This is a genomic window from Sphingobacterium sp. T2 (genome assembly GCF_000814685.1).
GTDB lineage: Bacteria > Bacteroidota > Bacteroidia > Sphingobacteriales > Sphingobacteriaceae > Sphingobacterium > Sphingobacterium thermophilum.
Genome location: NZ_JXAC01000163.1, coordinates 1 through 10,737, shown reverse-complemented (window position 1 = coordinate 10,737; position 10,737 = coordinate 1). Strand labels below are relative to the sequence as shown.

Here is a 10,737-nt window from a genome sequence, read left to right as displayed (position 1 = left end):
AAGGTCGTGCTGACGAAAATTAAGGACGACTATCCTGAAGCGACAATATGGACTAATCGAGGTGGGGCCGATGATACGTACCAGTTCGCTCTTAGGCAATTAGTCCGCTTTGTCTCCATATTTGTTGACCACCTTTATACAGGRTGTAMMTWSATAMSKGTTACAACCCCCTTGTATCAGGTCCGAGTGTTACGTGCTAGTGCCTGGTTTTTTGTCCACATCGATCTTAATTATTGATAGTTGTTCGCCGAAGTGTTGTTTTACCTCTTTGAGGATAGGAGCCAATGTCTGACAGGGACCACACCACTCTGCAGAAAAATCTATCAATACCAGGTTGTTCTTTTGGATTATCTCGTTAAAATTTGCCATAATATTTTAATAGGGGATAGTAAGTTTTTCCAAGTCTTCCACATCTGACTTATACATATTCAAATCTACATATCCACGTATACCTTTTACACTTCCTTTTTCAGAGAACTGCCAAATGTCCCAATGGGCTTTGGGATTTTCCACCCAGAAGTTGTAATTGGCTATCCAGAGCTTATATTCCTTAAATTCTTTTTCTAAGAAATCGGTAAAGTAGCTATCACCAGAATAGATGATAGGTTTTACTTTGTAGTGAGCTTCTACTTTGTCGAGCCAGCGTTTCAGTCCTACCTTAAGACTGTCCATAGGCTGCACGCGGGGACGCTCTTCTATATCCAATACAGGAGGAAGATCTCCGGGGCCGAGTTTTACCGTACGGATGAAGTTCGTGGCTTGTTTTATAGAGTTTTCGTTAGGGCGGAAATAATGGTAGGCGCCGCGAAGTTTGTTGATATCTTTTACTGCTTCCCAATTTTTCTGAAATCTACGGTCCTGCGCATTGGCGCCCATCGTTGCACGGACAAAGATGAAGTCTATGGGAAACTCCTCGTTGATCAGACGTACTGAATCCCATAATATTTTGCCTTGATATTCGCTGATATCTATGCCGAAACATTTGTCTCTATGGGATCTCATCAAAAGTATGTTACGGGCGTCGTGTTTGCTCTTTTCGTTGCTATCATTTTTGACTTCCTTATTGAAAGTCATATGATAGTAGTATACGATACTGTAGCGGTAATTCCAAAGACAGATAAGGAAAATCAATATGGCGGGAATGACGATACTCCATAACAAATAGGTTTTACGTTCACCGGCTGTGGAGACAAGGTTTTGTTTGCGCTTTTTCTGATATTTCGCCATATTGCGAACTAAAATAAGGTATTTAGGATTTTATAACAACACTAATTTCATGAAAGTCTATAACCCAAAGGATTGGCTTTATCCCATCAAATATCTGTTAAGTGCCGAGCATACGAAGAAAATTTTTCCTCTTATCATCGGTCTGGGATTGTTCTCTTGGTCAATAGCTTATCTGGAATTGGAATATCTTAAACTGTCGGATAAAAGCTGGGTAAAAAACATCACTACAGTACATAGTTTGCTAGGCTTTGTCCTGTCGCTTATCCTTGTGTTTCGTACTAATACAGCATATGACCGGTGGTGGGAAGCACGCAAACAGTGGGGAACATTGACCAATGTAAGTCGAACTTTATCTATCAAGTTAAATGCTTTTTTGGATAGGGAAGATAAGATCAACAGAAGTTTTTATCGCAAAGCCATTCCTTTGTTTGCCGAAACCTTATATAATTTTCTAAGGTCGGAGTATACGAAATTTATGTTGGATGAGGCTGACCATCCCGAAATAATAAGTTTGGATGATAAGAAACACGGCCCTAATCAGGTGGCGTCTTTGCTTTTTAATAAGACTAACAGTTTATATAGGGAAGGTAAGCTCTCGGGGGAGCAGCTGCGTCTATTGAACGAGGAGATAACCAGCATGACGAACGTATGTGGGGCTTGTGAGCGTATCAAAAATACACCCATTCCCATTGCTTATAGTTCTTTTATCAAGGTCTTTATCATTATCTATACGTTGACACTACCTATAGGATACGTTTTTTCCATGGGATACTTTGTGTGTTTTGCTGTGCCTTTCATTTTTTATATTTCTCATTACCATAGAGATGATCGGTGAATCTATCGAAGAACCTTTTGGGACGGATTCGGACGATTTGCCTATAGATAGAATGGCCGATAACATCAAAAAACACTGTCGTGAGATGTTGTTGCCTTAAGAATAGGGGAGGTACATTTGTCGATTTAAATTAATTGAGCTCATTTACAGTGAATAAAGAAAATCCGATAAATTTCGTTTTGCAGAAATAGGGATAATTTCTACTTTTGTGGCGGAGAGTTGGCAGAGTGGTCGAATGCGGCGGTCTTGAAAACCGTTGACTGTAACAGGTCCGGGGGTTCGAATCCCTCACTCTCCGCAAGGAAAGCTTCATCGGTAGATGAAGCTTTTTCTGTTTTAAGTCAATTTCTAAACCATCAACAGACGATTTTATATACACTTTCATCATCAGATTCGAACCGAGGAGAGAGATTAATAATAGCAGTTTTTGTTAAGTCTACTCTTAGATTAACAATGTCTATGCCTTAAGAGATGTTTTGATTTACACTCAAAATACAAAAAAGCGTGTTTAGCTCACCTTGCTAAACACGCTTTTTATATGGAGTATATTGTATTTTATTTTTTATCCGGCATAAGGATAAATTTGAACAGGCGGTCTTCCAGCAAATATTTATTAGCGACGGCTTTGATTGATTCTGCATTTACCTTTTGAAGATTTTCGAGATACTGCAATGCTTTTGCCGGATCTTCTTGTAGACGGTAGGCAGAAGAGATGGATCCTAGCCAGAAGCTGTTTTCACGTAGTTTTATTTCGTATTCTCTTTTCTTTTCCATTACGAATTTGTTCAAATCCACTTCTGAAGGGCCGTTTTGTTTGATTTTATTAATTTCATCTATAATCTTAAATGCGGAATTTGGATTCAGACGATTGATTATTTTCTTTGCTGGTGCCGAAACCGATAGAGAATGAATATCTACCTTTCGGGAATTTGTTGTATGAGGCTCCGGCTCCCACACCATATACGCCAGATTCTTCCTCGCGCAATCTTTCGATCAATTTGATGTTGAGGATAGATTCCAAGGCATCCATGTTAATGTTTTCTTGGTCATTGTAAGCGTAGTCGCCCATAAAGCTTAGGTTTACCTGCACTTTCTCCTCTTTACCTTTATGTACTTCTACGTTAATTCCTTTCGCCGGCGGAAGGATGTTGAGGTCTTTGGCGGATTCCTTACTGTTTGAGGATGGTAGCCGGCCAAATACTCTTCCAGATAAGGTAAGATTTCTTCCTCCTTGAACGACCCAACGATGGTAAAGGTGAAGTCTGAAGCGTCAGCAAACCTTTCCTTGAAAATCTGTAATGCACGATCTTTGTCTATTGAGCGTATATTTTCTTCCGAAGGCAGGTTGCGACGGATATTTTCTCCATATAATGCTTTATTAATGCTACTTCTGAAGACAAAGTTAGGGTCGTCTTCTCTGTTTTGCATAGACGCTATGGTTTTCGACACGAAAGCTTGGTAGATATCCTCATCCAAGCGAGGAGCTGTGAAATATCCATAGATTATCTCAAATTAAGGTTTTTAATCCTTCTTTGTCACTGTAGCCACTAAGTCCTTCCGAACGCTCATCGATGAAGGCGTTGACATTTACATTTTTGCCTGAAAGATATTTTTTAAACTCTACGGAAGTCAGGTTCCCTAGCCCCGAAGAATTTACGAGGTTTGCTGCATAGGCAGCTGAGAAGTAATCTGCATCACTGTATAAGGAGTGTCCTCCTTCACTTTGCGCACGTACGATGATTTCATCATTTTTGAAGTCTGTAGGTTTCAAGATTACACGCACGCCATTGCTCAAGGTTATTTCTTTAGCCTTGATAGCTTCTAAGTTTTTGGTGGACTGTACTGTTCCTTTTACCGGAGTAGACGGCAATAATGGTAATTCCGAGACTTTATCCTCGTATTTTTCTAATGTTTCACTGCTCAACGCAGCTAACCAACCATTTACTGCTGTTTCGGAAGGCATCTTCTCTTTATCCTTTTCTGGACCTAGGATGATGATATCACGGTTTACCTCGGCATAATATTTTTCTGCTACAGCATTTACATCCGTCAGCGTGATGGTAGGAAGGATTTGTTTTGTAATCCGGTAGGAGTCTTCGTTGCTTAAAACAGGACTGTTGTTTAAGAAGTGGTCGAGATATGCTTTGGCATAGACGTAAGACTCTTTCTTGTCTCTTTCATTGTAACTGTTCTCGAAATACTTTGCATAATCCGATAGGGTACGCTGTAATTCGGTTTCTGTGGCACCAAACTTTTCGAATCTTTTCAACTCACGAACGACAACCTTGATACTTTCTTCCAGCTGTCCCGGTTTTGGAATGATGGAAATATTCATTGCTTCAAATATGTTGAGGAATCCATCAATGTCTACACCGGCGTTGCGGAAAGGAGCATCAGGTTTCTGAGCAATCTCAAACAGACGGGCATTAATTATCTGTGAGTATATGCCTTTGGTAAGCTCTAGTTTATAGTCTTTATATGTTTTTGTCTCTTCAAAAGGATGTTTGATTACCATGTAGACCACCGTCTGTGGCATTTCTGGGTCTGTGACTACTTTGAACTGATTCTTATTCAGCAGCTCTATGCCCACTTTCTTCCGTTCGGCAGCTTTTTTCTGTACCTGCATATCGGAAAAGAGACGCGTAACTTCTTTCTCCATTTCTATAGGATCGATATCGCCGACGATGACGATAGACTGCAGCTCAGGTCTGTACCAGCGTTTGTGGAAGTCCCGGATGAGCTGATGTTTGAATCCTGTGATTACAGCTTCGGTACCTATAGGAAGTCGTTCGGCATACAGAGAACCATTGAAAAGCACAGGAAGGTATTGGTCCTGCATACGCTGTTGAGCTCCGCGGTTGCCGCGCATCTCTTCCATGATGACACCGCGTTCTTTGTCAATCTCTTCTGATGTGAGTAGCGCATCCTGAGCCCAATCGCGCATCACCTGAAGTCCGTTTTTCAATAATTCAGGGTCATCTGAAGGGATAGGAAGTTCATAGACGGTTTCGTTGAAAGAGGTGTAAGCGTTCAAGTCCGATCCGAACCGTACACCAGCCTTCTGCAAGTAGTCTATGAGGTCGTTTTTAGGGAAATGTTTCAGCCCGTTGAAGTTCATATGCTCCAAGAAGTGCGCTAAGCCGCGTTCTTCCTCTGTTTCCAATATCGATCCCACTTTGACACCCAGATACATAGTTACTCGCTTTTCAGGCTCTTTGTTTTTGCGGATATAGTAAGTAAATCCGTTTTTCAACTTGCCAACTTTCACTTCGTTGTCGAAGGGAAGAGGCGCATTCCAATTTATGCTGTCTTTTAAAAGTTGGGTAGCTTGAAGCGTATTTATATTAACGGGTGTGCCTGCCTCTGTGACGATGTATGAAGCAGGTAATAGCAATGCAATAGCTAATGGTTTTAATATTTTCATTAATTTAGAGTGTTAATTCTATAACAAATTAAGTGTTTTCTATCTGATTAGAAAATAGAGGAGTAGATTTTTACAGTTGTTTTTTATGTTGCAGTGGCAGAAGGTAATCCAGGAATTTAGAAAATTTCTTTTATTTGAACGCAATTTGTCAAAAAATTCCGTTTCTGCCTACCTAAATGACATTCGGAAGCTGCAAATTTTCTGTGAAGACCACCAGCTCAATATAGAAGAAATTAATGTAAAAAATGTTCAGCATTTTTTGGAGTGGGTGAACGGATTTGGCATTTCGGTATACACGCAGGCGCGTCTGATATCGGGCATAAAATCTTTTTTCAATTTTTTGCAGCTTGAGTATGAGCTATCTACGAATCCTGCTGAGCTTATTGAAACACCGCGTCTTACTCGCAAAATTCCCGACGTCCTAGAGGTACACGAGATCGATGAGCTTATTAGTGCCATTGACCTTTCTCACCCGGAAGGGATGCGCAACAAAGCTATGTTGGAGGTGTTGTATGGATGTGGTCTTCGTGTCAGTGAGCTCGTAGAACTAAAAATATCGAATTTGCATCTGGAGGTGGAATTTATCAAGATTGAAGGAAAAGGAAATAAGGAAAGGCTTATCCCCATAGGAGCACAGGCGATAAAATATTTGAAGATTTACCTTCAGGAAGTGCGTGCTAAGCAGCAGGTTAAAGCTGGACACGAAGATGTGGTCTTTCTCAACCGAAGGGGAGGCAAGCTGACCCGTGTCATGGTATTTTTGATTATTAAGGAGCTTGCGCAAAAAATAGGATTAAAGAAAAAAATCAGCCCCCACACTTTCCGTCACAGCTTTGCTTCCCACCTTGTGGAAGGAGGGGCTGATTTACGTGCTGTGCAGGACATGTTGGGACATGAGAGTATTACTACCACTGAAATTTATACCCATATCGATAAGGACTATCTGCAGTCCATCATTACACAATATCATCCAAGGTCATAAAAAAAGGGAAGCGATTATCGCCCCCTTTTTTATTCTTCGTCATTGTCAGACTTATAAAGCTCGTTGTATTCTTTTTTATATTTTTCGAGGATTACCTTACGTTTCATTTTAAGGGTAGGTGTAAGTTCACCTCCCTCTACTGTAAATTCATTATGAAGTATAATCGGTTTTTTTATTCTGCTCCCAGTTTCCGAAATGTTTGTTTGCTAGGCGAACTTCACTGTTTATCTTTTTGACGATGGTGGGATGGCTTAAAAATTCGTCTTTCGACATACCTATAAGCTCGGGAGCGCTAGAACGGCTCCAGTCCATCAGGTGACCGTAGTTAGGCACAATAAAGGCTGAGGCAAATTTCTGTCCTTCTCCTATGACCATGGCCTGCTCGATGAAATAAGATTCTACCAGCTTTTTCTCAATAGGCTGTGGGATGACATATTTTCCTCCGGAAATTTTGAACATCTCCTTCTTACGGTCTATGATTTTTATAAATTTTCCTTCTTCCAGCACGGCGATATCTCCGGTATGCAGCCAGCCGTCGATAATGGTTTTTGCTGTCTCTTCAGGATTTTTGTAGTAGCCTTGCATAACATTAGGGCCTTTCACAAGGATTTCCCCATCTTCTGCTAATTTTACTTCTACATATTTTACGGGAAGACCTACAGTTCCTACGCGGACACCCTTCTGATAATGGTTTACCGAGATGAGGGGAGAGGCTTCAGTCATACCATAGCCTTCATAAAGAGGGATACCGGCAGCCATAAATACACGTGCTAGCTTGTTATGGAGGGATGCGGAACCTGAAGCTACCGTAACTAGATGGCCTCCCAAAGCTTCATACCATTTGTCAAGGACAAGTTTTTTTGCCATTTTTAGCTGTAGGTTGTAGGCAAAAGATCTTTTTTTAGAATCTGGATCGTATTTTTCCCCTACTTTGACAGCCCAATCGAATATTTTTCTTTTAGCCCCGGTAAGCTCCTGTCCGGTTTTCATGATCTTTTCGTACACTTTCTCTAAGATCCGTGGTACGGCCGTCATGATATGGGGTTGTGCTTCCTTGACGTTTTGTCCTATTTTTTCGAGCGATTCCGCCACATAGATCGTGATACCGATATACATGTAGGTATAAATAACCATTCTCTCATAAGCATGACATGGCGGCAGGAAGGTTAGCGCCCTGTCGTAAGCCTGACAAGGAGTGATTTCACGGGCAGCCATCACGTTGAACATGATGTTGTTATGTGTCAGCATTACGCCTTTAGGCTTGCCTGTAGTACCGGAAGTGTAGATTAAGGTTGCCAGATCTTCCGGTTTTACGGCGTTCATTCGTTGTTGCAGTGTTTCATCCTTAATATTCTTGCCCAGTTCTATTATTTCTTTCCAGTTACGGGCTTCCTCGATTTCGGCAATACAGAATACATATTTCAAGGTGTATAAGGACTCCTGAAGTTTTGTAATCCTGTTTATAAAGGCTTTTGTTGCTGACTACACAGAGTTTTATTTCTGCGTCATTAAAAATATATTGATAATCTGCGTCCGTAATATTAGGATACATAGCCACGCATACAGCTCCCACTTGTTGGATAGCAAAGTCCATAATGTGCCATTCCATGCTGCTGTCGGCTATAAGTCCTACTTTTTCATTGGGCTCCACGCCCAAAGCTATAAGACCTTTAGATATGGCATCAACCTGAGCCAGAAATTCTGAAGTCTTCACTTCCTTCCACTCATGGTTAACTTTATGCGCAAAAATGGTTAGATTGGGATATAGATTCAGCTGTCTACGAGCCAAATCAAATAATCTTAAATCTTGTTTTTCCTGTTCCATATTGATATGACGGCCTTTTTAGAATTATTTTATTGGGCCGATATATTGTTCAACATTTAATGATTAAGTAAAGTTTGCGAAGATACAAAAAATAAAACTTCAAGATTTAAAATAATAGGTAATTATGTGTCGGTTATCCTGTATTATAACAAACAGATATTGTTTTTTTGTTTCGAATTTTTTCCTTTTGGGAGGATAAAGTCTAAGGTATTTGTTGAGCTGTTATTTTAAAATATTTTATATTTGAGGTTCTTTTTTTGAAAAATATTTTATAATATTGGATATTTAATACGATTTAACCAATCATAAACCTTATGGAATTTTTAAACGGTATCAATGCATTGACTTTAATTTTTGTGGCGTTATTGCTCTTTGCCATAGCTTACAGATTTTATGGCATTTTTATGGCGAATAAGGTTTTACGTCTTAATAATGCACATCCTACGCCGGCGGTAGAGTTTGCTGACGGCCATGATTATATTTCTACCAACAAGAACGTCTTGTTTGGTCATCATTTTGCAGCTATTGCGGCGGCAGGTCCTTTAGTAGGTCCTGTACTTGCTGCGCAGTTTGGATATCTTCCTGGAGCATTATGGATTTTGATAGGCTGTGTTTTAGCGGGAGGAGTGCACGATATGATTGTGCTGTTTGCTTCTGTACGTCACAGGGGGGAAAGTTTAGCGACCATAGCATCTAAAGAGATTGGGAAGACGACAGGGTATATCGCCGGTTTTGCGGTTTTGTTTATTCTTATTTTGATCTTTGGCAGGGCTATCATTGGCTTGCATCAGTGCCATGCATGAGGCTTCATGGTCTCTCTTTACGGTATTGATAACAATGCCTATAGCGATTATCATGGGGTTGTTGATGCGGTATAGGAAAGATTCCGTGCTGCTGGCAAGCACCCTTGGCGGGATCTTGCTTATCGTAGGAATTATCGGAGGGCATAGCCTGATGCAATATGATCATATAGCTAATCTTTTCCATTGGGATGTGGAAACCATTTCTATAGCTATTGCGGTGTATGGTTTTTTTGCTTCCGTATTGCCGATGTGGCTGTTGTTGGTTCCACGTGATTATCTGTCCACCTATCTTAAGATAGGAACTATTCTTATGTTGGCAGTGGGTATAATCTTTGTGCAGCCCACTATTCAGATGCCGGCAATTACATCTTTCATTCATGGTGGAGGGCCGGTCATCGGTGGTCCTGTATTGCCTTTTATCTTTATCGTTATAGCTTGCGGTGCGATTTCTGGATTTCATGCGGTCATTGCCACGGGCACTACACCGAAGATGTTGGCACAGGAGCGTGATGTGCTTTTTGTCGGCTATGGAGCGATGCTTGTGGAAGGATTTGTGGCACTGATGGCTTTGATTGCGGCCTGTACTTTGATGCCGGGAGATTATTTTGCTATCAACACCCCTGCCGCAAAATATGATTCTTTTCTGGCTGCCTTCCCGGATATGAAGGTTGTGGATTTGGATCATTTCATGGATAGAATAGGGATAGATTTATATGGAAGGACGGGAGGAGCAGTATCTCTGGCTGTAGGGATGGCTCATATATTTGATAAGATACCTTTTATGGATGATGTCGTAGCTTATTGGTACAATTTTGCTATCATGTTTGAGGCTGTATTTATTCTTACAGCTATCGATGCGGGAACACGGGTGGGGCGTTTTTTTTCTACAAGAGATGATGGGCAATTTTATTCCTGCGTTTAAAAATAAGAGTTGGCTTCCGGGAATTCTTATTAGTAGTGCTCTTTTCACTTTTGCTTGGGGATATCTGGTTTATACGGGGAATGTAAGCAGTATTTGGCCGCTTTTCGGTATCAGCAACCAACTGCTGGCAGCGTGCGGTCTTATTGTTTGTACCACTATGCTGATACGTCTGAACAGGGGTAAGTACGCCTTATGCACGGCAATACCAGGTGTGGTGATGGCTATCATCACGTTCTGGGCCAGCTATTTGCAGATTTTTACCATTTATCTCCCTCATGGACAGTATCTACTTGCTGCATTGGCAGCTTTAGCGATTGTGCTGATGTTTATAGTTTTTGTGAATGCTTTCATAAAATGGTTTCATCTGATGAAGATGAAAACTGAAAAAGTGGATAGTTATGGTGAAGTGGTTAAAGAACTGGTGGAAAGATAAATGGAAAGGCCCACTTTTTAGGGTGGGCCGGAAGAATGTTGTATATAAAATAACGATTAACGTTAATTTCTATGTTTTCAATTTAATAGGCCAAATATTATGCCAAAAAAATAAGGTGTTGTGTCCGAGGGCAAAAGAAAGATTGTAGGGAATCAGGTGTAATATTTTTATCTTAGGCACCGAATTGAATCAACCTAATATGAGTAAAAGTAATTATTTTGATGTCATAGTGGTGGGGTCCGGTATTTCCGGTGGATAGGGCTACAAAAGAATTTKRTGAGAAAGG

General features: G+C 40.7%; 14 protein-coding genes and 1 tRNA gene. 7 read left to right on the top strand and 8 right to left on the bottom strand.

Annotated elements, in window-relative coordinates:
- Positions 1 to 189 precede the first annotated feature (189 nt).
- The gene (locus SD31_RS19155; RefSeq protein ID WP_231561470.1) at positions 190 to 369 is read right to left on the bottom strand and encodes a thioredoxin family protein; all 180 of its coding nucleotides are present in this window, start codon (positions 367 to 369) and stop codon (positions 190 to 192) included.
- Positions 370 to 375: 6 nt separating this feature from the next.
- Positions 376 to 1,227, bottom strand: a complete 852-nt coding sequence (locus tag SD31_RS10580; RefSeq protein WP_039054094.1) for a glycoside hydrolase family 25 protein — start codon at positions 1,225 to 1,227, stop codon at positions 376 to 378.
- Positions 1,228 to 1,276: 49 nt separating this feature from the next.
- Between SD31_RS10580 and SD31_RS10575 the strand changes: the two genes are divergently transcribed.
- From SD31_RS10575 to SD31_RS10570, 3 genes are all read left to right on the top strand, one after another.
- Entirely contained in the window at positions 1,277 to 2,062 is a 786-nt protein-coding gene (locus SD31_RS10575) for a bestrophin family protein (protein ID WP_231561469.1), read from the top strand.
- Positions 2,052 to 2,162 (top strand): bestrophin family protein, encoded by a 111-nt coding sequence (locus SD31_RS19150; protein WP_231561467.1) that lies wholly within the window; start codon positions 2,052 to 2,054, stop codon positions 2,160 to 2,162. The genes SD31_RS10575 and SD31_RS19150 overlap by 11 nt, the downstream gene beginning before the upstream one ends.
- 113 nt (positions 2,163 to 2,275) lie before the next feature.
- A tRNA-Ser gene (locus SD31_RS10570) sits at positions 2,276 to 2,360 on the top strand.
- 257 nt (positions 2,361 to 2,617) lie between these two features.
- Here SD31_RS10570 and SD31_RS19145 read toward each other — a convergent pair.
- The 4 genes from SD31_RS19145 to SD31_RS10565 form a co-directional block, all read right to left on the bottom strand.
- Complete coding sequence (locus tag SD31_RS19145) at positions 2,618 to 2,836, bottom strand: hypothetical protein (protein WP_231561465.1); 219 nt, start codon at positions 2,834 to 2,836, stop codon at positions 2,618 to 2,620.
- Between the two features lie 67 nt (positions 2,837 to 2,903).
- On the bottom strand, positions 2,904 to 3,209 hold the full coding sequence (locus tag SD31_RS19140) for an insulinase family protein (RefSeq protein WP_231561471.1): 306 nt from the start codon (positions 3,207 to 3,209) through the stop codon (positions 2,904 to 2,906).
- Positions 3,179 to 3,538, bottom strand: a complete 360-nt coding sequence (locus tag SD31_RS19135; protein WP_231561464.1) for a hypothetical protein — start codon at positions 3,536 to 3,538, stop codon at positions 3,179 to 3,181. Before SD31_RS19135 ends, SD31_RS19140 begins: the two co-directional genes overlap by 31 nt.
- 31 nt (positions 3,539 to 3,569) lie before the next feature.
- Positions 3,570 to 5,486: a M16 family metallopeptidase gene (locus tag SD31_RS10565; protein ID WP_231561462.1), complete on the bottom strand. Its 1,917-nt coding sequence runs from the start codon at positions 5,484 to 5,486 to the stop codon at positions 3,570 to 3,572.
- Positions 5,487 to 5,574: 88 nt separating this feature from the next.
- Between SD31_RS10565 and xerD the strand changes: the two genes are divergently transcribed.
- Entirely contained in the window at positions 5,575 to 6,468 is an 894-nt protein-coding gene (gene xerD / locus SD31_RS10560) for a site-specific tyrosine recombinase XerD (RefSeq protein WP_039054095.1), read from the top strand.
- 150 nt (positions 6,469 to 6,618) lie between these two features.
- On the opposite strand, the gene SD31_RS10555 is transcribed toward xerD, so the two are convergent.
- Together SD31_RS10555 and SD31_RS20275 are read right to left on the bottom strand one after the other, a co-directional pair.
- Entirely contained in the window at positions 6,619 to 7,893 is a 1,275-nt protein-coding gene (locus SD31_RS10555) for an AMP-dependent synthetase/ligase (RefSeq protein ID WP_197053666.1), read from the bottom strand.
- On the bottom strand, positions 7,850 to 8,293 hold the full coding sequence (locus tag SD31_RS20275) for an AMP-binding protein (protein ID WP_156138316.1): 444 nt from the start codon (positions 8,291 to 8,293) through the stop codon (positions 7,850 to 7,852). The genes SD31_RS10555 and SD31_RS20275 overlap by 44 nt, the downstream gene beginning before the upstream one ends.
- 314 nt (positions 8,294 to 8,607) lie before the next feature.
- Here SD31_RS20275 and SD31_RS19130 point away from each other — a divergent pair, with 314 nt between their 5' ends.
- From SD31_RS19130 to SD31_RS19120, 3 genes are read left to right on the top strand one after another with little or no spacing between them, the layout of a single operon-like run.
- Positions 8,608 to 9,096, top strand: coding sequence for a carbon starvation CstA family protein (locus SD31_RS19130; protein ID WP_231561460.1), 489 nt, complete (start codon positions 8,608 to 8,610; stop codon positions 9,094 to 9,096).
- Positions 9,056 to 10,018, top strand: a complete 963-nt coding sequence (locus tag SD31_RS19125) for a carbon starvation protein A (protein WP_231561458.1) — start codon at positions 9,056 to 9,058, stop codon at positions 10,016 to 10,018. Before SD31_RS19130 ends, SD31_RS19125 begins: the two co-directional genes overlap by 41 nt.
- Positions 9,990 to 10,451, top strand: coding sequence for a carbon starvation CstA family protein (locus tag SD31_RS19120; RefSeq protein WP_231561457.1), 462 nt, complete (start codon positions 9,990 to 9,992; stop codon positions 10,449 to 10,451). The genes SD31_RS19125 and SD31_RS19120 overlap by 29 nt, the downstream gene beginning before the upstream one ends.
- Positions 10,452 to 10,737 lie beyond the last annotated feature (286 nt).

Coding starts and splice junctions, on each gene's coding strand:
- SD31_RS10580 (WP_039054094.1), bottom strand. CDS start 1,227: ATGGCGAAATATCAGAAAAAGCGCAAACAAAACCTTGTCTCCACAGCC.
- SD31_RS19150 (WP_231561467.1), top strand. CDS start 2,052: ATGATCGGTGAATCTATCGAAGAACCTTTTGGGACGGATTCGGACGAT.
- SD31_RS19155 (WP_231561470.1), bottom strand. CDS start 369: ATGGCAAATTTTAACGAGATAATCCAAAAGAACAACCTGGTATTGATA.
- SD31_RS10565 (WP_231561462.1), bottom strand. CDS start 5,486: ATGAAAATATTAAAACCATTAGCTATTGCATTGCTATTACCTGCTTCA.
- SD31_RS19120 (WP_231561457.1), top strand. CDS start 9,990: ATGATGGGCAATTTTATTCCTGCGTTTAAAAATAAGAGTTGGCTTCCG.
- SD31_RS19130 (WP_231561460.1), top strand. CDS start 8,608: ATGGAATTTTTAAACGGTATCAATGCATTGACTTTAATTTTTGTGGCG.
- SD31_RS10575 (WP_231561469.1), top strand. CDS start 1,277: ATGAAAGTCTATAACCCAAAGGATTGGCTTTATCCCATCAAATATCTG.
- SD31_RS20275 (WP_156138316.1), bottom strand. CDS start 8,293: ATGGAACAGGAAAAACAAGATTTAAGATTATTTGATTTGGCTCGTAGA.
- SD31_RS19145 (WP_231561465.1), bottom strand. CDS start 2,836: ATGGAAAAGAAAAGAGAATACGAAATAAAACTACGTGAAAACAGCTTC.